Raw genomic sequence first — 20322 nt, 5'->3', positions numbered from 1 at the left:
TCCAAACTCTACAGTGAAAGTTAAGGGTAAGTAAGGAGTAATACCTCAAATTCGAAGGCGAGATGTCCTCTCTCCCCTTGGGGAGAGAGTTAGAGACATTAAGTTAAGAGCATTTGTCATTCCCGCGAAGGCGGGAAACCATCTCTACATTGACACTGTGCTTAGCTAGAAATAGTTTCCCGCTTTCACGCGAATGACAAAATAGTAACTCTAGAGGACAAGATGTTTAATGCATAACCTCGCCCTTCGATGCCTCCTCCATTCTGGCTTGTACCATCGCAGCCCTTAATACAGGGATATTCAATTTCAGATTGCCCTGTTCATCGATCCACTGTAGTTCAGAAATGACCCTGCGACATAGCTCTCCTCTGGGGTCAAAGGATTTTCGCAAGATCTCTTCCAGAGTTGCTGTTCTATAAGGGATATCTGGTTTTGGATGTGGATTAAAAAATCCCTGGCTCTCCTCCAAGACCTTGCTGTATTTTTTTACAAAAGACAGGAGCAATTGCTCAGTGCTCAGCGGAATTTCCGGGTCCCAGTCGCTATCAAGCAGCGGTGAAGAAAAATTATAATCAGCCGCGTATTTCTCATAAAATCTATCGGCTAACAGAGCATGCATATCTGCACTAGGATGTATTCCATCCCAAAACATATACCCATTTGCAGGTGAGGTACCATTAGCCCTAATTGTAAACTCAGGCGAACGAATGAAAGAGCGAGACCGTTTATCCCTATCAAAGCCATATTTTTCTGGCTCGTCATAAATTTCTTTAAAAACAGAATTGACATCAAAGACATCAATTGAGCAGTGGGGATAGGTTTCATTAAGCTCTCGACAGGCCCTCGCTAGTTCTGCATTAAAATATTCTGTGCATTGATGGGCATTGCTTCTCTCTGCTGCGCTTAGCGATTGGAAATGAGGGCATAAAGAGAGATCTGGTAAGTTGAACAACACAAAATTACGATAACCACTCTTTATTAGCTGCTCTGCATGGGTAATTCGAGACCGTATTGCCCGATCGACTTCGAGCATCGATGGCTCGGCATTGACAGTGATTAAATCATTAGCCCCTGACCATTCAACAATCAGCGTTTGTGCTTTTTGTATTTTTGATGGGGGATTTTCTTGATCGTAGGCTAATAATTGCGCCAGTTTGGCACCTAAGGTCGAGACAATCAGGCGAGTGGCAAAACGACTAATACTTGTACTAGGAGCCCAGCTATAGTCATGAGAAGTTAGCCCTCCTTCATCATAATTTCTAACAAAATCGCTGCCCTTATACTTAACACAAAGATCATCGCCTAAGCTGTAACTGCCATGAACAAGTTCTTTTACCCTAGGCTCATTATGGATGATCGCATCAGCAATATCGCTAGGACTCATACCTGCTTCGGTTTTCAATTCGCGAATAATGAATTCTGAGATTAGTCTTGCGCTAATATGATCACTCCAGGTATAGCCATTTGTAAACCGGCCCTTCGGTGATTTTCTTTCTAACTCTGTGATATATCTTAGGATTTTTCGACGGTTTGCAGTACCCCTATCCGTGAGGCTATCCCCCAACATAACAAAATGCGAAATAATAGATGGTTTCACGATTTTTTTCCTTGTTAGTTTAATTAATAAACAACTTAAATCGCCATAAAAACCAGGTTAGAACGCAATATCCCTGTATTGGACTAAAACAGAATAGCCTGTTTTTTGTGAAGTTAACACAAAATTTATTAAATATGATGATTAAAGGTCTTCTGGGTAGAAATAATGAGCATAGTTATTTCGGTTGACTACCCAAGAGCTGCTTGACTTTAGAGGCGAGTTATTCAACCCTTGAAGCTCGGCAGGGAGCGGGATTTTTCAAGCAATGAAGAACTTTAAAAAAATAGTGAACTACCTTGATCATTCAATGGAGCGCAGCTTATCTAACGCGGCTCATCAATTAAAGGCTGTAGGGGCAATTGCCTTTCTTGGATTCCCATTATTTTATTTAATTTGGACCGAATGGTTTCCTCAACCCTATGAAACCTTTTCTTTGCGGCTTATTGGTAGTTTATTGGGCTTGGGTTTGATGTTAACACCTTATTGGTCTGCCTCATGTAAGCCTTATTTGCCCTGGTACTGGTTTCTAACTATTTTTTATACCCTTTCCTTTTTCTTTGCTTATTCTTTCCTAATGAATGATGCCAGTGTTATTTCGGCAATGTCCTTGCTTTGTTCGGTATTTTTGCTGGTTTTACTGGTGGATTTGCTGAGTTTGACCATCTTATTAATCCTAGGCTGGGGGCTTGCTCTGATTTGTTATTATCTTGTTTCCCCAACAATTTATTTTGGTGTCGAGCATATTGAGGTCATCGTTGTTATGCTTTTCGTGGTGATTGTGGGGTCAACGGTTAATTATAAGACCGCGATGTACCAACAGCAGCGTTTAGCTGGGATGGCGGCTGCTGCTGGAATGATTGCCCATGAGTTACGCACGCCCTTACTGGGAATTAAAAGTGGGGCAAAGGCAATGGCGCGTTATTCTCCACAATTATTTCAAGCCTATCATCTTGCCAAAGAACAAGGGTTGTTGACCGATACTCTGCGTGAGTTACGTTTACAGCAATTAGAGGAAGTGAGCGATCGGATCATTTGTGAAATTGACTATGCTACAACGATTATCGATATGTTATTGGTCAAAGCCGGACGCGAAAATTCTTTGCAAAATTGCGTACTTGAATCTTGCTCAATGACCGATTGTTTGGCTGAGGCTATGGCAAGATATCCCTTTAAATCGGCAGAGGAAAGAGCCTTGGTGAGTTGGCAGGGCGATTTTGCATTTACTGGTTCAAAATTATTAATGCAGCATATTTTGTTTAATCTATTAAAAAATGCCTTGTATGTGATTGCGACAGCTCAGAGAGGGACGATAACAATCTGGACTGAAAAAACGGATAAATTCAATATGTTGTATTTTAAAGACACGGCTATAGGGATGTCTGCCCAAGAGCTTGCCAGGGTTTTCAATCATTTTTATACAACAACTTTTATGGGAACAGGAATTGGTTTGTCATTTTGTAAGTTAGTAATGAACCGTTTTGGTGGGGATATTCGCTGTGAGGCTCGTGAGGGGCATTATACAAAGTTCATTCTTTCTTTTCCTGCGATTTAAATAAAAAGCAGTTGAAATTAATTTGGCCTTGTATTGTAATGGTTCGCGATCTTACTGATTATAATTGGAAGAACCAACCAATCGTGATTTTTTATGAGCAGTTTGTAAATTTTTTAATTAGTTTTAAGCAGCGATCAAATCTTACAAGTCGTCCGGGTCAAATAATTAGGAAGATTTGAAGTTATTAGGAACGCTTGCTCAGGAGGAGCTATGCAATACTTTTCAATACCGACCTGCTATTTTCCAAGTACCGCACTGTTTATCGATGATAGTCGCGATTTTCTGCTGAATTTTGTTTTACAGTTGGATGAAGGTCTGGCTTATCGCGTTTTTGACTCTCCTTTTGATGCGCTTGATTGTATCTATAAGAAACGCTGTGAATTAGATATGTTAAGCCAACGCTGTCTGAGCGAATATACTGAGGCTAAAAACTGCCCTTTGACAAACCATACGGTTAACCTTGATTTAACTGCCATTCACGCAGAGATTTACAATCCACGTCGTTTTGAGGAAATCTCTGTTGTAGTTGTCGATTACGCAATGCCTGGTATGGATGGTTTAGAGTTTTGCCGCCGTATAGAAAATACAAACATCAAAAAGATCCTTTTAACCGGTCAGGCAGATGAAAAATTAGCGATAGAAGCATTTAACCAAGGTTTGATTCATCGTTATATCCAGAAGAGCGACCCGAATGTAGCCGAATTGATTACGAAAAGTATTTACGATTTACAGATGCAATATTTTCAAGCTATGTCAGATATGATCGTCCGCATGTTATCAGTGACCTCACCCAGCTGTCTGCACGATAAAAAATTTGCAGAGTTTTTCCAAGAGCTGCGCCATGACAGACGCATTGTAGAACATTATCTTGCTGATAATTCTGGTAGTTTTTTACTATTGGATGATGATGCTAATGTCAGCTTTCTTATCGTTAGATCAGAAGCAGATCTTCGTTTACATTATGATTTGGCTCTGGATAACGGTGCCAATGAAGAGGTATTAGACCAATTATCAGGAGGAGAAAAAATTCCTTGTTTTTGGCAGGCTAATAACCAGCCCCCTGATTGGAATGATTGGTCAACTTGCTTGGTTCCTGCACATCGCTTTGTGTCAGATGAAACCTATTTCTACGCCTATGTGCAGGGCTCCGCTCTATTTGATGTCCGGCAGGATAAAATTCTATCTTACCACCGCCATTTGGAAGAGCTTGATGCTGAAGAGTTGCTATTGATTTAGAAACAGAACTGTCCGCATTCTCTGGGCTGCTTCGTCACTACGTTTCTCGCAAGATGGTTCAAAAGCGGACTTTCCTTGGTACGGAGTGATCTATTACATGTGCAATACCTCCCGTTCGAAGCTCAGATGTCCTCTCTCCCCTTGGGGAGAGAGTTAGAGAGAGGGGGGCTGCATAAATATACTTGTAATAGGTCACGTCCCTCCACCTCTTAATCTAAGGAAAACCTTGATTACGCTGCGCTGGGATTTCGGGATGGGGATGACCTATTACATTTACTTAAGTTGACGCCATTGCCTGACCAATTACCATCCTGGCTACATTCAATCGTCACCGCGAGCAGAGCGCAGTATATTAGCTAGGCTCTTCAAAAAGAGGTAAATCCATCCCCTTCCTATCAAGCTTCTTCAAACAGTTAATAATTCTAGTTAAATCATTTTCTTGAAAGTGAGTACTTATGGAGAGACGGATTAAGGCCTTATCTTTTGGTGTGGCTGGTGAGCAAAAGACTGCGCCATGAATATTCGCTTTCTCAAGCTGGTTGCGTAGCCAGATAGTATTGGTCTCATTTCCAGTGAAAAGTGGAATAATTTGCGAATTGGAACTACCTAAATTCATACCCAGTTGCTTGATGTTATTGCGGATAAATCTTGCATTCTCATGTAGTTTTTGGCGTCGCCATTCTTCATTGCTAATGATGGAAAGAGAAGCACTAAAGCCCGCAAGATCGTGAGGGACTAAGGCTGAACTAAATATAGTTGGTAAAGCGGTATAGCGAATCAACTCGATTAAATTATAATTTGCAGCAATTAACCCCCCACGGCCGGATATGGCTTTAGCAAGGCTTGCAGTAATAATATCCACCTGCCCAGTCAAGCCTAAATCAGCAACCAACCCTTTGCCTTGTGGCCCATGGGTTCCTAAGGAATGAGATTCATCAACAATAATGAGACAGTCAAATTCTCTTGCAAGTTGAACATACTCTCTTAGGGGGCTCAGTGTTCCTGTCGTGCTATAGATTGAGTCAACAGCGATAATGCCTGAACCATAACGCTCCAGGCGTTTACGTAAAGATTGTACTGAGTTGTGTTGGAAAGGAATTGGTTTAGCATTCGCCGCCTTTATCCCCTCCCAAAACGACATATGGGCATAAAAATCCAGATAAACAGGTAAATCTCGAGAGGCCAAAGCTTGGATCAAACCAATATTGGCACACCAGCCTGATTGGGCAAGCAGGGTTGCGGGATAATTAACAAATCGGGCAAATTGCTCCTCACAAGCCGAAAGCATGCTCCCGTCAGTTAAGAAAACGGGTGATTGCATTTGGCCATTTCCATATTGTTTCATCGCTTCGATTTGAGCATTGATGAGTTGAGGATGACGGCTGATATGTAAATAATCATTGCTTGAAAGAATTAATGCATCTGGTGAGGGTTTTTTTCCCTTAAGAAGATGCTTGCCTTGTGAAGATTGTTCTAAGCGAGCTTCAAAGTATTGTCCTAGGGGTTTATTAAGGAATTTGGGAAAATTATCCCTGGTTTGGATTTCTTTCACATCCTCATTTAAATACGGTCTATTGTTGTTCACCATTAGTTGCCCACCCTAAACTCAAGCAGAACCTCCTGAACGGATACGAGGTATATAATCGAACAAATCGATTATGATTGATACGACATAGTGAAGTTATAACAAGGCCTGGCGCTGTCGTCAATTGATTAATCCTGCCATTCAGCCATTCTCCGCACAACAAATCCTGAGGCATAGAGAACGACACCCGTAAGCATCAGGCAGAGAATGCGTATAACTGTTGGCGTAGAGCCTGCATCATAAAGCAATGCTTTTCCTGCGGCAAAGCTTAAAATAAGGAGGGCTGACTTAGCAAAGAGCTTATCTTTGCGTATAAAGGCAAAACTCATCACAGCTATTGCATAAAAAAGCCAGGACGCTGAAACCGCGAGAGAACCATAATCTGCAGTGATCTGATAAAGTCCTGATATCGCAAGAAGGTGAGCAGTACCTAACAAAATATAACCATATTCATCTCTTTTTGTGAAACATTCGCGCTTCTGATTAATCATCAACCAGATACTGATAAAGGAAGCCATAGAGACCATAAACCAGGATAAACTAAAGGCTCCCATCAGATGATCTAGCATATTCAAATACTCGATAGCCACAATAATGCAAAGGGCTATCTTGGGAAAAAGATAGGTGTGCGGTGTTGGGGCATTAAAGGTTTTTATAGGGAAGCTGAATCCTAATACGATAATGACAAAAAGCCATGGGCGTACCTCAGCTGGCAACAATTCAAGATAAATGGAGTGAAAACATACAATTGTAACGAAGGCAAGGGTAATAATCTGGCTGTTGATACTACGTTCAGGGAACCATTTTTTGGCAGAAAGATAAAGACCGCCTAATACTGCTGCGAAGCCCAAAGAAATCCACGGGGCCAAACCGGGTTGAATTCGGTCTATAAAATAATATTCCATTGCATAGAAAATCAGTAAGACAGGAAACAAACTCCAGCCTTCTTTCTCGGTCAATTCTTGCTTAGTTAACTGAGTATAATAATAGGTGCCTATTGAGAAGATAAGGAAATATAGCGCTAGTACTATTGCGAGCAGGAGATCCTGATCCATATGCAGTCCAATAAATGAGGTAACCAAAATTGCCAGGTAAGCCGAGATTACCGTTAAAGTTCGTGACTGCAAGCAAATTGAGATAGTTGCGAAAGTAAATGAACAGATAATGAGATAGTAAAGTGAAAATACTGCATTAGTATTCAAGGTTAAAAGGAAGGGGCCCAGATAGGCACCGATCGCGGCAATAATGGCATAGAGGTCATGTTTAATTTTTTTATAAAACCAAACACACATCCCCGAATTAAGGCTGAGCATAGCTATTGCTGTTTGAAAGGATAAAAAGAAATAGTAGCGATATGCTGCAAAGAGAGTGATATACAAAATAATGATGCCGGAGGCTGGAAGTAGGCCTGCATAACTTCGGTCTGAACTCAATAAAACAGTCCCTGATGCAATAAGCGCTAAGCCAAGAAGAGCTGCCAGTCCTAGTTGTTTCGCAGGAGTTAGCCAGCCTGATTCAATAGACAATTTAATGATAAAACCAGCTGCGAAAACGAAACAGATCACTGCAATAATCCCAAGCCAGTTGCCATATTTAGGTGGATGGATAGGGCGTGCAATTTCTGAGGGTGCTTTCTTTTCAGCTATGGGGGCTTGTTTTACTTCGTTTTTTTGAGGAATTAGATTTAATTTTTCTTCAATCGCAGCAAGGCGAGCTTCGATAAAATTTAAACGTTCTTCAAGTTGAGTAGAGTCCACTTAAGCCCCCAGAGTGATTTGAAAAATAGATTGTTCATTTTCATTATCTATTTTTGAAATAGCGATTGTGATCGAAGGCTGATATTTTAAAATAAATAATGATCATTTTTCGAGATAAATTTTCATCAAAAGATAAAAAAAGTAAACGAATTTATAAATTGTAAAGCCGAGTTTGCAAAAGTGTAAAAAATGTAATAAATAGTGAGGGTTAAATTAAAAACCACAGCTGGTTTTTATTTGAATTGGCCGCATAAAAATTAGATATTAAAGACAAAAAAAGATCAGATATATCCTTTAGGAATGGGGCCTAATCTTGTTAAGTTCTGTAGTTAATTTGCTAAACAAATTTGCTACGCTCATTTCTTCGCAAAGATAAGCTGATTGTCCTGCCCACATCGACATAAAATCAGTGCAGTTTTGTTTTGCAGCTTCGTTGCGCATCGCCCTAGTCACTGCATTTTGTATGGGATAGGGGAGGATATTTTTTTTATCTGCTTCCATTCGATCAATAAATTTATTTCTTATGCCGCGAGCTAACCTGCCAGAAAAGGCGGTTGTCAGGACAGTATTATCTTGTTTGGTTGCCAATAAAGCCTCTTTATAACTAGGATGAATTCCTGATTCTGTACAGGCTAGAAAGGCTGTCCCCATTTGTACTGCACTTGCGCCCAGCGTTAACGCGGCCATGATAGTTCTAGCCTCCATAATGCCGCCGGCGGCTATGACTGGGAGCTTTAAATGATCAAGCAATTGCGGCAATAAGCTGAATGTACCAATCAAGCTATCTTCTGGATTTTTTAGAAAACTACCACGGTGTCCTCCTGCTTCACTTCCTTGGGCGATAATCATATCAACCCCGGATTGCTCAAGAAGAATAGCTTCGGCGACGTTGGTTGCTGTACCCATGATAATTGTTTTATTGTTTTTCAGTTCTGTGTGCCAGGTTTTAGGAAGGACGCCAAAAATACAGCTGAAAACAGGTATTTTTTCTTCGATGACTACAGCCATCTGTTCATCAAAAGCAATAGCATAAGGTGGCTCTGAAGGAACAATTTTAAAATTTAATTCTTTACAAGCTTGCTCTATAAAGTGGCAGGCATTTTGAATCTGTTCAGTAGCTGCATAGGATTCATTAGGAATGAATAAATTAATTGCGAAAGGTTTGTCTGTTAAGGTGCGAATTTGCTGGATAGCTTTCCTAATGGCATCAGCCGACATATAGGCTGCGCCTAGGGAGCCCAGACCGCCAGAATTTGATACGGCAGCAACCAATTCTGCTGTTGTCAGTCCGCCAGCCATTGGTGCCTGAATAATCGGAAATTGTATGCCTAATCTTTTGGTAAAGCTTTCCATAACCTATTCTCAAAATTGATGTTTCCAAACTATAGCAGATCATAATAAGAAGTGAAGACAGACTGGAAATGCTGGTTGCTAATCGGTATTATTTAACGTCTGTTTGGAAACAGACATTATTTTAAAATTAAGGTTGCTGAGGTCTTCATGCGGTTTGGTTTTTTTATTACATTAGTCACTTTGTCTCTCAATATTTGGGCTGCAGACCTATCAGATAGACAGCAAATTGAAGAGCGTATTAAACCAATTGGTCAAGTCAATTTAGCTGAACAAGCGACGCCTGCAACAAGTACAAAGCCTGCGGTAAATCCCACTGTAGCTAATCTTCCGCAAGAAGATGCCGGAAAAGCAACCTATGAACAGTATTGTTCTGTCTGTCATCGCGATGGCTTGGCTGGGGCTCCAAAATTTCGTGATGCAAAGGATTGGCAATCGCGGATAGATAAAAAAGCCATTGATGATCTTGTTGCTTCAGCAAATAAAGGTCTAAATGCAATGCCAATAAAAGGAACTTGTAGCGAATGTAGTGATGAGGATCTTAAAAATGCTATCCAATATATGTTGCCGCAGCCATGACTAAGATTTTTTATAGACGTTGGCAGATTCTATTAACCTTCCTGAGTTTTTTTGTTCTGGGAAGTTCCTATTATTTTCAATATATCAAAGGGTTGCAGCCTTGCCCCCTATGTTTGATGCAACGAATATGTGTTTTTTTATTATTCGGTATTTGTTTTGCTGGTGCTTTCGTGCGGAGTCTTAGAGGAGGGCAGATAGTTGCCTGTTTCCAATTCCTTATTGCTGCTGGTGGATTATTTTTTGCTGGCCGTCAACTGTGGCTACAATCGCTCCCAGCTGGCCAGGCGCCTGCATGCATGCCTGAACTGGATGTGCTGATTCGTTATTTTCCTTGGCGAGATGTATTACACGCCCTGTTTTTGGGGAGCGGGGATTGCGCTGACATTACCTGGCAATGGCTTGGCTTACCTATGGCTGGCTGGGCTGCGTTGTATTTTTTAGGGATGCTGTTAGTTGCCATACCAGTATTATTTGTCTTGCATAGCCAATTAGCTAGCAAGGATCGGCCAAATCCTTAACGAATACTGGTAAAAAAGAAGCCGCTTGGCTATCATCGCAAACCATTATTATTGAGCTAATCAAACCATCATGAATAGGTTTAGCACTGAAGTTATCAAAAACCACTCTTATACTCAGGCGCGAGTGACGCGTGTCAGTACGCCTCATGGTGATTTTCTAACACCGGTCTTTATGCCTGTAGGCACAAGAGCTGGGGTGAATAATATGACACCAAATGAATTGCAGGTTGCTGGAAGCCAAATTATTTTAGGTGGTAATACCTACCACATGCTCTGCGCACCAGGCATGCAGATTATTGAACAGGCTGGTGGAATGCATCCCTTCATGGGATGGCATGGGCCGATGCTCACAGATAGTGGTGGGTTCCAGGTTTTTAGCCTATCGAAGAATAAAGAAATTTGTACTATTGATGAAGAAGGGGCTCATTTCAAGCTGCCGGGTACAGAGCGCCTTATCCATATGACACCAGAAATGTCACTTGAAACACAAAAAATTATCGGCGCAGATATTATTATGGCCTTTGATCAGTGTACGCCAGATAGTTGTTCCCGAGATGAAGTTCAAAAGATTATGACTCGCACACATCGCTGGCTTGGACAATCGACTGCTTATCATCAGCAACATCCTAACTCTCGTTATGGTGCTGCCCAGGCTTTGTTTGGAATTATCCAAGGTGGCATTTATCAGGATCTGCGTCAAGAAAGTGCTGATTTTGTTGCCTCAATGAATACCGATGGGATCGCAATAGGCGGGGAAACCATTGGTTTTAATATGGAAACAACGATAGAAGTTATTCGTTGGGTTAGACAGTATTTACCGCAGAATAAGCCTCGCTACACTATGGGAGTTGGTATGTCGCCACAGGATCTGCTAGAGGTAGTGGCTGAAGGTATTGATATGTTTGACTGTGTCGCGCCGACTCGCAATGCCCGCCATGGCGCTTTGTATTGTGGCGAAGTGATAAAGGATGGTAATTGGCTAAGGTTTGCCAGTAGTTATGAAAATGAGCGTATTCAAATCAAAAGAGCTTGCTTTGCTGATGATTTATCGCCAGTTATGGAGAGTTGCAGCTGTTATACTTGCCAGAACCATTCGCGAGCATTCTTACATCATTTATCCAAACAAAAAGCAAATTTATTTACGGCATTAGCCAGCATACATAATGTCCACGTAATGCATGATGTCTGTGCTAAAATGCGCAACCTTATACTAGGGTCTGTTGGCAATTGGAGACAGGACCAAAAACCAAGCTAATTTGCGCAAATTTCAGCTTGAGCTCGTTAAATAGAGCTGGCTATTCGCCTCACTCAAGTTAAAATTTGCGCGAAATGATCTCGGCTTTTGGTTCCTGCTTCCAAATGCCAACAGATCCTAGAGTCTTAATTTTTTAAAAAGAAAACGGGAGAGCTTAATGATTTTAATTAGTACGTCGAAAGGCGATATTCGCCTACAAATGCATGAAGAAACCGCACCTAAAACGGTTGAAAATTTTCTGAGCTATGTTCGCAATGGTTTCTACTCCGATACCATTTTTCACCGTGTGATTGATGGTTTTATGATTCAAGGCGGTGGTTTAACTACTGATATGCAACAGAAAACGACAGAGACTTCTGTGCAAAACGAGGCAAAAACAGCAATGCCTAACAAGCGCGGTACAATTGCTATGGCTAGAACAATGGATCCACATTCTGCAACAGCACAATTTTTTATTAATGTTGCTGATAACGCCTTTTTAAATTTCAGTGGTGAACATGCACAAGGTTATGGTTACTGTGTATTTGGTGAAGTTGTTGAAGGAATGGATATTGTCGATGCAATAGCAAAAGTGAAAACAGGGCAACGCATGGGACATGCTGATGTGCCAGTGGAAGAAGTGTTAATCCATGACATCAAGGAAGTTTAAATAAATAGCGCATTTAGCGCTATTTATTTTCGTCGTCGTTTACGAAGGCTTGCTGCGTAATCGAATTTAGGCATTTCGACATGGAAAAATATCGCTAAGAGACGTGCCGAAAAAATAGCGGCTAGTGTGATTATCACATTAAGCTCTTTGCTGAGATGAAAGTGTTCAAGCTCGATAAATAGTAAGGCTCCAGCAAGGGCAATAACAGCATATAATTCTTTGCGCAGGACAAGAGGGATATCATTGCAAAGGATATCCCGCAGCATTCCGCCACAAATACCAGTGAGCATACCACTAATAATTGCTACACTAGGTGGTAAACCCTTACTGAGAATTTTTTGAGTACCGATAATCACGAAGGCAGATAATCCAAGCGCATCTAGAATCAAAAATATTTTCATGATGCGGGCAAGTGAATGGGCGATAAAAATAGTTAAAAAAGCACAGGCAGAGGTATAAACTAGATATTCGGGATGAGCGACCCAGGTAAGGGGATAGTTGTTAAACAGGACATCCCTTACGGTTCCGCCTCCGAGTGCAGTGATAGATGCAATCAGCATAACCCCGAAAAAATCCATTTTTTTTCGACCGGCAGCGATAGCCCCGGTAATTGCTTCTACACAAATGCCCATAATAAATAGATAATGCAGTAACATAAGGTTTATTGTTGTGCTAAAAAAATGCAATCATAGCACTATTAATCTAACTGGCGAAATATATAGTATAACGCTAGGCTTATAGTAACAGATGATGGAGTAATAACATGGTAGAGGAGCAAAATACCCAATCGGCCAAATTTATCAGCGTAGTTGACCAAGAGCTTCGAGAAAGCATTATTCGCTTAGATCAAAAACTAAAGGGATTAAATGCCGAAATTGCTGCAAAAATTGAGTCCTTAGAAACTATAGGTGGTAAAAGAGAACAAATTCAAGCACTAACTAGGGCATCAGAAGATGTAAGTCAGGCAATTAAGAGCATACACGACTTGATTACTTCAGAAGTTTCTGAGGGCGTTACTGATGCGCAATTCCAAGAGGCTAATCGAACGAGCATAAATTATTTAAAGGAGGCGTTTGCAAGCCAACTAGCTGCAATTACTGAGCTTAAAGAAAAGCTTTAATAGATTGATAAAAAATGGATTGAAGATTTATTTAATCTTAATCGCTCTTATAAACTTTTTTACGCTGCAACATCACCTCAGCAATAAGTTTCTGTACGACCTGCTGCTGCTGATTTAAGGTAAGACTTTGAATTTTAATAGTTCCCCAGTCAGGGCGGGTGATTGATGGTTTGAGCTCAAGAACCTCAGACTCTACGTGAAGAATATCTGTGGCGTGAGCAGGATTTGGCCAGCTAATTTCACCACCTCTACCAATTAGCCCTCCGGCAATGCGATGACCGAAGCTATTGACCAAAAGGCGCATAGTGATCGCTGCTGTGTGCCAACCGCTTGCAATCAACTCCCCAAAAAAAGTATTTTGAGCTTGCTTTTCATCTAAGTGAAAAGGCTGAGGATCAAACTGAGCTGCAAAAGTCTTAATTTGCTGGGCATCTAAGCTGTGACTGTCGCTAATAAAACGTTGCCCAACCTTGAAGTCATCAAGATACAACAGGCTGCCATTTTGTTCTGCCATTATGCCTCTCCTTGTTTAAAGAAGTTTAACGTCGATACGGCTTTTATTTTTTTTATCAAAAATGATTTTATTTTTCTCAGTCCGCGGTTATTCTCAGCTATGCATTTAATCCTAGCAGGAAAATTGATATCTAATGTTTATTAACACATGGTATTTTCCCTCAATTATAGCCCTCTGCCTTTATGGGGCATGGGGATATTGGGGAGCCAGAGCCTCAAGTTTTATTAATCCACTATCAATTACCTTTTATTCCAGTCTGGGTGTTTTAATTTCCGGTATTTTAGCCTTAGTAATGCTAGATTTTAGGCCGGAAATATCAACGAAAGGAAGTATCTACGGTTTGTTAAATGGCTTAGCTAATGGGATTGCCTGTATCTTTTTCATTTTAGCTCTTCGTAAGGGACCTGCAATGCCTGTTGTACTTATCACTTCAATGTATCCGCTTATTACTTTGTTATTGTGTATGGTCTTTCTTAAACAAGGCGTTACAGTTAAACAAATTTTAGGAATGTTATTTGCAGTTATGGCATTGATTTTGTTTTCTATGGAATCATGAAAACTCTTCACATTTGAGAAAAAAAAAGATATTGTGCTATAATGCGCCAGTCGTTAGAGAGATTAAATGTCTATATGGCTCTGTAGGATGATGGTGCAAGTGGCTGTAGCCAGGCCAGAACCCTCTAAAGACGAGAATGGAAATATTATTCAAGGTGTTTAAAGATTGCTTGTTGGAATCAGGCTTTTTTTGAATGACTTAAGTCCTAACTTAACAAAGAAAAAGGGTCTTTAATGAAAAAATTAGCAATAATAATCAGTTTGTTAGTCCCCGTACTATCCTTCGCTGGCAATGCATCGTACAGCACAAACAACATAGACGTATTCCTAGAGCAATGTGCCAAGGAAAAAGATCCCGTTAAACGTCAAAATTCTTGCCACATGCTTGATCAGCATAGCGAGTCTCAAGCAACAATCCCCGATTTTCATAAAGAGACAGTAACTGTATAAGATTAACTGTTACTCAAAATTCTCTATTGCTCCATGAACGAATAAATCGTTTTTGGGCTCATAAAAGCCTTCTGCACTATCTTGTGAGAAGGCTTTATTTTTTGGTAAGTGTTCATCAAAGTCAAAATATACCTCCTGAACAGATAGATTTTTTGAGTTAGTTTGTAGCCGATTATTAATCAATTAATGGGTTTTGATAGTGAATTGTAAAAATCGGTTTTTCCTCATTGAGTGCGGCGATGTTATATTGATTCACCCCTAAGCGATAGCGCTGAGCTAATACTATTACATTGACCAAGACAATACATGACAGTGTGATCATAATAAGGCAGGGTGAATTAACTAATTGAGTTTTTCTTACTAAATAATCAGATAACAACGGAGGAAGCCCAGAAGCAAGGCTTGCTGCAATTGAAAATACGATTGATAAAGCAGTGCAGCGGATCTGTAAGGGGAATAGTTCTGTTAGCAATACAGAAGATACGCTGTAATAACAGGCACAGGGGATAGAAATGACTAATTGCATCAATACAAAATAAGTAGCATTTCCATGATTCACTGCGTGCATAAAGGGGTATGAAAGGACTAGAAGACTAATTGTTGCACTAGTTAACATTTGCAGACGGTCGCATTTGTCCGATAGCCAACCAAATAGAGGGATAAGAAAGGTCACAAATGCAAGCGACATGGTTGTTGAACTCATAATAAAAGAGCGTGTGAGCTGTGAATATTGGAGTGCATGCAAGGGAATATAAAGATAATAGAAAAATCCTGTAGCTACGGAAAGGAAACTGGCAAAAAAAGCATAATTAAACAAAAAGGGATTTTTTCTTATAAATTCTTTAGCCTGACTATAAATAGCTTTCGTAGTCGGCTTTTTTCGTTCAGCATAATAAACAATATAAGCTAGGCTCTCTGGCATTTTATAACGAATAAAAACTCCCATAAGGGTTGTGAGTATTGCCAGTAAAAAGGGAATTCGCCATAACCAATCTTGTATTAATGGGAGTTGAGTACCAGAAGAATGGGTAATTTCAACGATGATACAGGCTAGCAAATATCCCGCTTTCACCCCTACAGAGGACCAACAGCCACGAAACCCTCGCTTACTATCGTCACCACTTTCAACTAAGAAAGATGCAGAGTTTAAAAACTCAGAGCCTAAGGCCATACTTTGAATTGTGCGTAGAATTAGCAGTAGGCCAGCAGCATACAAGCCAATCTGGTTAAAGCTGGGGATTAAACCAATCAAGGCTGTCGATATACCCATAATCAGAATAGAAGCCATTAGTACATTTTTCCGCCCATAAAGATCGGAGAATAGGCCCAAAATAAAAGCACCAATAGGCTTAGCCAAATAAGCAAGGAAAATCAGTCCGAGAACAACAGTTGGATTTCCTTGGTTATCACCCATCAATACTCGTGATAATTCACTGGATAAAAAATAACAAATCGAGACATCATAGGCTTCGACAACATTGCCCATGAAGCCACCTAAAATTGTCTTAGTTTGATGTTTCATATTCAACCTGTGTTTCAGATAATTGCGAAGATAAATTGCCATAATGTTGGAACAGTGAGCTCAGCATGTTGGTACAGTATTGGCCTATTTTGTAAAAATCATGGTAGCGATAAGCGAACAGTTCCTGTGTTTGTTTACAGGACCTATTGCTTGCAAAAGAATAGATAAAATAATTATCTTCCAGCCTTGCTGCTAGGGTGTAGCCAATAGGCAAATGATGCTTGAGTTGCTTCAAATAGTAGAGTTCATCATACCGTTCTGGAGTATATAAAGACTGCCAGTCGGTTTGGGTACAAGTTTTAAACCATTCTGGTGTATAAGATTTATCAAAGCGCCAAAGGTTGCTGTTAAAGAGGTTAAACTCAATTGCAGGGGTTGATGAAAAGGTCAATATTTTATTGGCTGGACCAATATGGCTAATGGCAATATGATTAATTTCATGAATGCCTAAAACATCCCTGAATACAGTTGATACCTTAGATCTAAAGGCAAAAAGTGCTTCCAGCAAATGCGGGTGTGGGGCTATTTCCATACAACAATTTCCATGTAAATTTAACAAACTTATCCGTTTTCATGACTAAAGTGCTTTACAGACGATATAGCCAAGTCAATTATTTTTTTGGATTGCTCTTCGCTGGCATTAATATGACTAACATCATTGATGAGTTCAAGTAAGAAGCCAGGAACTTCATTTCCTAAGTGAGGCCTATTATATAGATTCACAGCGTTGCTGAGAATATAGAGAAGCAAATTCTTGGAGATAAGAACCTTATTTCTCTCAATAGAGTTATCATTATGACTATCACCAAATAGTAGCCATCCTGGTGAAACATGTAGTTTTGCCGCAATTTCAACTAGCTTAACCGGTTCAGGAATTGCTTCACCACGTAAGTATTTCCGGCAAATCTGCACAGAATAACCAGTAATCTCTGCTAACTTATGAATACAAACACCCGAGGTGGAGCGTCGTGAATTAAATCCAGCAGCAATCATTGCATCGCGGAGGCGGTAAGCAAACTGTTTTGTTAAGTCAACTTTTTCCATGGGATGCATTGAAAGATTAAAGATGAACAAATTGTAACAAAACGTTTTAATTTCCGCAAATCCAGGTTCATTTGGAAACCAATAGTTTCCATTGGAAATTTAATGTTGACTATATTTACGATTGTGACATAATAATTACTGAAACTTAGGAAATTTGTTTCAGTAGAGTCCAAACAAGGAAAGCTGTTAGACCCAATGGATAGTGGTCGATCAGTTCAGGTGGTTTAACCATAGTAGTTAACCTCGCAAATCTCTGTGGCTTGAATCGATGTAAATCCATTCAAGCCTCTCTTAGAGAGGAAGGGAAAATACTCTAATAATAATTATTGCTTTGTGATCATAGCTTTTATATAATTAACGCCACTTAATATCGTATGAACTAATAATAGGCACGTAGCTCAGTGGTAGAGCACCACCTTGACATGGTGGTGGTCGGTGGTTCGATCCCACTCGTGCCTACCAAATCAACCCTGCTGTGCAGGGTTTTTTTTTGTTTTTATGTAAATGTCACTAGAACCTAGGTATATTCTAGAAATCTTAGGTGCCAGAAGGATGGAGGGATAATAGAATGCCAAACATTAAATTGCCTGATGGAAGTGTTAAACATTTTGAGCATCCGATAACTGTTTACGAACTAGCTCAAAGCATAAGTCCAGGTTTAGCCAAAGCCGCATTAGCAGGTCAAGTTGATGGTCATTTGGTTGATACCAGTTATTCCCTTTCACAGGATTGCGAATTAGTCATTGTTACTGAGAAACAAGAGGCTGCTCTTGAAGTAATCAGGCATTCAACAGCACATCTTTTGGCACAGGCTGTTAAAAGCTTGTTTCCAAGTGCGCAGGTTACTATAGGGCCTGTAATTGAAGATGGCTTTTATTATGATTTTGCTTTTGGTAGAACTTTCACGCCTGAAGATTTGGAGCGTATTGAAGAAAAAATGCAGGAATTAGTTAAAGCTGATTTTCCTGTAGTTCGCCGTGAAATGCCACGGGATGATGCAATTAATTATTTCCGTGACTTAGGTGAGGAATACAAAGCCAAAATTATTGCTGATATTCCTGCTGGTCAAGTGATTTCTCTGTATAAGCAGGGTGACTTTGAAGATCTTTGTCGCGGTCCTCATGTCCCTTCGACTGGTCGATTGAAAGCTTTCAAATTGACAAAGGTAGCAGGTGCTTACTGGCGTGGTGATGCGCATAATGAGATGCTGCAGCGAATTTACGGTACCGCATGGACTGATAAGAAATCATTAGCAGAGTATTTGCACCGGATTGAAGAAGCTGAAAAACGAGATCACCGTAAGTTAGGAAAGGCTTTGGAGTTCTTTCATTTTCAAGATATCGCACCTGGTATGGTCTTTTGGCATCCTAAAGGTTGGACTGTTTATCAGTTACTAGAACAATATATGCGTAGCCGTTTAGCGGAATTTGGTTATCAGGAAATTAAAACCCCACAATTAGTTGATAAAGTTTTATGGGAGAAATCAGGACATTGGGAAAATTTCCGCGATGAGATGTTTGTTACTGAAACTGAAAATCGCCAGTATGCGGTCAAGCCAATGAATTGCCCCTGCCATGTTCAAGTTTACAATCAGGGATTAAGATCCTATCGCGATCTGCCCATGCGCTTATCTGAATTCGGCAACTGTCATCGTTGTGAGCCATCTGGTTCTTTACATGGATTAATGCGTGTGCGAAATATGGTTCAGGATGATGCACATATTTTTTGTACGGAGGATCAAATTCAATCCGAAGTGGCGATGATGTTGCAACTGGTTCAGTCTGTCTATGCGGATTTTGGTTTTACAGAAATCAAATATCGTTTAGCTTTACGCCCAGAGAAAAGGGTTGGTAGTGATGCTGTATGGGATAAAGCTGAGACAGCACTAAAAGATGCGATGCGTGATAGGGGAATAACTTGGGTGGATGCACCAGGAGAAGGGGCCTTTTATGGTCCGAAGATTGAATGCTCCCTGGCAGATTGTCTAGGTCGTATTTGGCAGTGTGGTACAGTTCAGGTCGATTTTTCTATGCCTGATAGACTTGGGGCGCAGTATGTTGCTGAAGATGGCTCTAGACAGACGCCAGTTATGTTGCATCGTGCAATCCTAGGATCTTTTGAACGATTCATGGGGATCTTAATTGAGCATTATGCAGGTCGCCTTCCACTTTGGTTAGCGCCTGTACAAGTTTTAGTACTCCCCATTAGTAATAAACAACATGATTTTGCGACAAAAATTACAAATATTTTGCAAAAGCGAGGCCTTAGAGCAAATTTTGACTTGAGAAATGAGAAGATTGGCTTTAAAATCCGCGAGCATACTTTGCAAAAAGTTCCCTATTTGCTGGTTATTGGCGATAAAGAAGTCGAAAGTGGCTCAGTCGCGGTGCGTTCTCGTGAGGGAGCAGATCTGGGTACGATGAGTATTGATACAATTTGCGATCTTTTACAACAAGAGATTGTTGCTAAGGGTCGTGTTTAAAATTTACTTGGAGGACTGAACTATTAGTGCATCAAATAAGCGTGACAGTGATCGCGCACGGATTAACGAACAGATCAATGTACCTGAGGTACGCTTAATTGATGTCGATGGCAATCAGGTGGGAATTGTATCAACACGGGAAGCTTTACGTGCAGCTGAAGAAGGTGGTTTTGATCTGGTAGAGATTTCTCCAACAGCCAGACCGCCAGTATGCCGTATTATGGATTATGGTAAGTTTCTCTTTGAGTTGAGTAAAAAACAAGCGGAAGCAAAGAAAAAGCAGAAGCAAATTCAAGTCAAAGAGCTGAAATTCCGTCCTACGACGGAAGATGGGGATTATCAGGTCAAGCTACGCAACCTGATCCGTTTCCTAAATCATGGCGACAAAGTCAAAATTACGCTGCGTTTTCGCGGTAGAGAAATGGCTCATCAGGAAATTGGCATGAAAATCATGGAGCGCTTGCAGCAAGATACCGCTGAATATGCGGTTGTTGAGCAGCATGCGAAGCGTGAAGGTCGGCAGTTACTGATGGTATTGGCGCCAAAGAAAAAGTAAG

20 protein-coding genes and 1 tRNA gene are annotated in these 20322 nt (G+C 40.5%); 12 read left to right on the top strand and 9 right to left on the bottom strand.

What is annotated here, in order from left to right:
• Positions 1-226: 226 nt before the first annotated feature.
• The gene (locus BN1094_RS10725) at positions 227-1597 is read right to left on the bottom strand and encodes an SGNH/GDSL hydrolase family protein (protein WP_052403247.1); all 1371 of its coding nucleotides are present in this window, start codon (positions 1595-1597) and stop codon (positions 227-229) included.
• 265 nt (positions 1598-1862) lie between these two features.
• Between BN1094_RS10725 and BN1094_RS10720 the strand changes: the two genes are divergently transcribed.
• Both BN1094_RS10720 and BN1094_RS10715 read left to right on the top strand, forming a co-directional pair.
• The gene (locus tag BN1094_RS10720; RefSeq protein ID WP_043874383.1) at positions 1863-3149 is read left to right on the top strand and encodes a sensor histidine kinase; all 1287 of its coding nucleotides are present in this window, start codon (positions 1863-1865) and stop codon (positions 3147-3149) included.
• Between the two features lie 210 nt (positions 3150-3359).
• The gene (locus BN1094_RS10715; RefSeq protein ID WP_043874382.1) at positions 3360-4385 is read left to right on the top strand and encodes a response regulator; all 1026 of its coding nucleotides are present in this window, start codon (positions 3360-3362) and stop codon (positions 4383-4385) included.
• 352 nt (positions 4386-4737) lie between these two features.
• Here the strand turns inward: BN1094_RS10715 and cqsA are convergent, their stop codons facing one another.
• From cqsA to BN1094_RS10700, 3 genes are all read right to left on the bottom strand, one after another.
• Positions 4738-5973, bottom strand: a complete 1236-nt coding sequence (gene cqsA, locus BN1094_RS10710; protein ID WP_043874381.1) for an alpha-hydroxyketone-type quorum-sensing autoinducer synthase — start codon at positions 5971-5973, stop codon at positions 4738-4740.
• A gap of 125 nt (positions 5974-6098) precedes the next feature.
• On the bottom strand, positions 6099-7727 hold the full coding sequence (locus BN1094_RS10705; protein ID WP_043874380.1) for a DUF2339 domain-containing protein: 1629 nt from the start codon (positions 7725-7727) through the stop codon (positions 6099-6101).
• A gap of 294 nt (positions 7728-8021) precedes the next feature.
• Entirely contained in the window at positions 8022-9080 is a 1059-nt protein-coding gene (locus BN1094_RS10700) for an NAD(P)H-dependent flavin oxidoreductase (RefSeq protein WP_043874379.1), read from the bottom strand.
• 147 nt (positions 9081-9227) lie between these two features.
• Between BN1094_RS10700 and BN1094_RS10695 the strand changes: the two genes are divergently transcribed.
• The 4 genes from BN1094_RS10695 (at position 9228) to BN1094_RS10680 (ending at position 12078) form a co-directional block, all read left to right on the top strand.
• A complete protein-coding gene (locus tag BN1094_RS10695) occupies positions 9228-9656 on the top strand; it encodes a c-type cytochrome (protein ID WP_043874378.1) in 429 nt (142 codons plus the stop codon).
• Positions 9653-10174 (top strand): disulfide bond formation protein B, encoded by a 522-nt coding sequence (locus tag BN1094_RS10690; RefSeq protein ID WP_043874377.1) that lies wholly within the window; start codon positions 9653-9655, stop codon positions 10172-10174. Before BN1094_RS10695 ends, BN1094_RS10690 begins: the two co-directional genes overlap by 4 nt.
• 70 nt (positions 10175-10244) lie before the next feature.
• On the top strand, positions 10245-11429 hold the full coding sequence (tgt, locus tag BN1094_RS10685) for a tRNA guanosine(34) transglycosylase Tgt (RefSeq protein ID WP_043874376.1): 1185 nt from the start codon (positions 10245-10247) through the stop codon (positions 11427-11429).
• Positions 11430-11586: 157 nt separating this feature from the next.
• Positions 11587-12078, top strand: a complete 492-nt coding sequence (locus tag BN1094_RS10680; protein WP_043874375.1) for a peptidylprolyl isomerase — start codon at positions 11587-11589, stop codon at positions 12076-12078.
• Positions 12079-12101: 23 nt separating this feature from the next.
• Here the strand turns inward: BN1094_RS10680 and BN1094_RS10675 are convergent, their stop codons facing one another.
• Positions 12102-12734, bottom strand: a complete 633-nt coding sequence (locus BN1094_RS10675) for a trimeric intracellular cation channel family protein (protein ID WP_043874374.1) — start codon at positions 12732-12734, stop codon at positions 12102-12104.
• A 107-nt stretch (positions 12735-12841) separates the two neighbouring features.
• On the opposite strand from BN1094_RS10675, the gene BN1094_RS10670 reads away from it, so the two are divergent.
• Positions 12842-13198 (top strand): hypothetical protein, encoded by a 357-nt coding sequence (locus BN1094_RS10670; protein WP_043874373.1) that lies wholly within the window; start codon positions 12842-12844, stop codon positions 13196-13198.
• A gap of 37 nt (positions 13199-13235) precedes the next feature.
• Here BN1094_RS10670 and BN1094_RS10665 read toward each other — a convergent pair whose 3' ends face one another.
• Positions 13236-13712, bottom strand: coding sequence for a MaoC family dehydratase (locus BN1094_RS10665; protein ID WP_043874372.1), 477 nt, complete (start codon positions 13710-13712; stop codon positions 13236-13238).
• A 133-nt stretch (positions 13713-13845) separates the two neighbouring features.
• Here BN1094_RS10665 and BN1094_RS10660 point away from each other — a divergent pair, with 133 nt between their 5' ends.
• On the top strand, positions 13846-14268 hold the full coding sequence (locus BN1094_RS10660; protein WP_043874371.1) for an EamA family transporter: 423 nt from the start codon (positions 13846-13848) through the stop codon (positions 14266-14268).
• A 233-nt stretch (positions 14269-14501) separates the two neighbouring features.
• Entirely contained in the window at positions 14502-14717 is a 216-nt protein-coding gene (locus tag BN1094_RS10655; RefSeq protein ID WP_043874370.1) for a hypothetical protein, read from the top strand.
• Positions 14718-14892: 175 nt separating this feature from the next.
• On the opposite strand, the gene BN1094_RS10650 is transcribed toward BN1094_RS10655, so the two are convergent.
• The 3 genes from BN1094_RS10650 to BN1094_RS10640 are packed head-to-tail and all read right to left on the bottom strand — an operon-like array spanning position 14893 to position 17283.
• The gene (locus tag BN1094_RS10650) at positions 14893-16239 is read right to left on the bottom strand and encodes an MFS transporter (RefSeq protein WP_052403246.1); all 1347 of its coding nucleotides are present in this window, start codon (positions 16237-16239) and stop codon (positions 14893-14895) included.
• Positions 16223-16771, bottom strand: a complete 549-nt coding sequence (locus tag BN1094_RS10645) for a hypothetical protein (RefSeq protein ID WP_043874369.1) — start codon at positions 16769-16771, stop codon at positions 16223-16225. The genes BN1094_RS10650 and BN1094_RS10645 overlap by 17 nt, the downstream gene beginning before the upstream one ends.
• A gap of 29 nt (positions 16772-16800) precedes the next feature.
• A complete protein-coding gene (locus tag BN1094_RS10640) occupies positions 16801-17283 on the bottom strand; it encodes a helix-turn-helix domain-containing protein (RefSeq protein WP_043874368.1) in 483 nt (160 codons plus the stop codon).
• 387 nt (positions 17284-17670) lie between these two features.
• On the opposite strand from BN1094_RS10640, the gene BN1094_RS10635 reads away from it, so the two are divergent.
• The 3 genes from BN1094_RS10635 to infC all read left to right on the top strand — a co-directional run bounded on the left by BN1094_RS10635 (position 17671) and on the right by infC (position 20321).
• Positions 17671-17745: transfer RNA gene (locus BN1094_RS10635), tRNA-Val, on the top strand.
• A gap of 106 nt (positions 17746-17851) precedes the next feature.
• Positions 17852-19765, top strand: coding sequence for a threonine--tRNA ligase (gene thrS / locus BN1094_RS10630; RefSeq protein ID WP_043874367.1), 1914 nt, complete (start codon positions 17852-17854; stop codon positions 19763-19765).
• A gap of 22 nt (positions 19766-19787) precedes the next feature.
• A complete protein-coding gene (gene infC / locus BN1094_RS10625; RefSeq protein ID WP_043874366.1) occupies positions 19788-20321 on the top strand; it encodes a translation initiation factor IF-3 in 534 nt (177 codons plus the stop codon).
• Position 20322: the final 1 nt, after the last annotated feature.

Origin of the sequence: Legionella massiliensis (assembly GCF_000756815.1) — a bacterium.
Lineage (GTDB): Bacteria > Pseudomonadota > Gammaproteobacteria > Legionellales > Legionellaceae > Tatlockia > Tatlockia massiliensis.
The sequence above is the reverse complement of the archived record's forward strand: the minus strand, read 5'-3'. Positions and strand labels throughout refer to the sequence as shown.

Excerpts from the sequence above, each read along its gene's own strand:
- BN1094_RS10720 (WP_043874383.1), top strand. The coding sequence starts at position 1,863 with ATGAAGAACTTTAAAAAAATAGTGAACTACCTTGATCATTCAATGGAG.
- BN1094_RS10715 (WP_043874382.1), top strand. The coding sequence starts at position 3,360 with ATGCAATACTTTTCAATACCGACCTGCTATTTTCCAAGTACCGCACTG.
- cqsA (WP_043874381.1), bottom strand. The coding sequence starts at position 5,973 with ATGGTGAACAACAATAGACCGTATTTAAATGAGGATGTGAAAGAAATC.
- BN1094_RS10700 (WP_043874379.1), bottom strand. The coding sequence starts at position 9,080 with ATGGAAAGCTTTACCAAAAGATTAGGCATACAATTTCCGATTATTCAG.
- BN1094_RS10695 (WP_043874378.1), top strand. The coding sequence starts at position 9,228 with ATGCGGTTTGGTTTTTTTATTACATTAGTCACTTTGTCTCTCAATATT.
- BN1094_RS10690 (WP_043874377.1), top strand. The coding sequence starts at position 9,653 with ATGACTAAGATTTTTTATAGACGTTGGCAGATTCTATTAACCTTCCTG.
- tgt (WP_043874376.1), top strand. The coding sequence starts at position 10,245 with ATGAATAGGTTTAGCACTGAAGTTATCAAAAACCACTCTTATACTCAG.
- BN1094_RS10680 (WP_043874375.1), top strand. The coding sequence starts at position 11,587 with ATGATTTTAATTAGTACGTCGAAAGGCGATATTCGCCTACAAATGCAT.
- BN1094_RS10675 (WP_043874374.1), bottom strand. The coding sequence starts at position 12,734 with ATGTTACTGCATTATCTATTTATTATGGGCATTTGTGTAGAAGCAATT.
- BN1094_RS10670 (WP_043874373.1), top strand. The coding sequence starts at position 12,842 with ATGGTAGAGGAGCAAAATACCCAATCGGCCAAATTTATCAGCGTAGTT.
- BN1094_RS10665 (WP_043874372.1), bottom strand. The coding sequence starts at position 13,712 with ATGGCAGAACAAAATGGCAGCCTGTTGTATCTTGATGACTTCAAGGTT.
- BN1094_RS10660 (WP_043874371.1), top strand. The coding sequence starts at position 13,846 with ATGTTTATTAACACATGGTATTTTCCCTCAATTATAGCCCTCTGCCTT.
- BN1094_RS10655 (WP_043874370.1), top strand. The coding sequence starts at position 14,502 with ATGAAAAAATTAGCAATAATAATCAGTTTGTTAGTCCCCGTACTATCC.
- BN1094_RS10650 (WP_052403246.1), bottom strand. The coding sequence starts at position 16,239 with ATGAAACATCAAACTAAGACAATTTTAGGTGGCTTCATGGGCAATGTT.
- BN1094_RS10645 (WP_043874369.1), bottom strand. The coding sequence starts at position 16,771 with ATGGAAATAGCCCCACACCCGCATTTGCTGGAAGCACTTTTTGCCTTT.
- BN1094_RS10640 (WP_043874368.1), bottom strand. The coding sequence starts at position 17,283 with ATGGAAAAAGTTGACTTAACAAAACAGTTTGCTTACCGCCTCCGCGAT.
- thrS (WP_043874367.1), top strand. The coding sequence starts at position 17,852 with ATGCCAAACATTAAATTGCCTGATGGAAGTGTTAAACATTTTGAGCAT.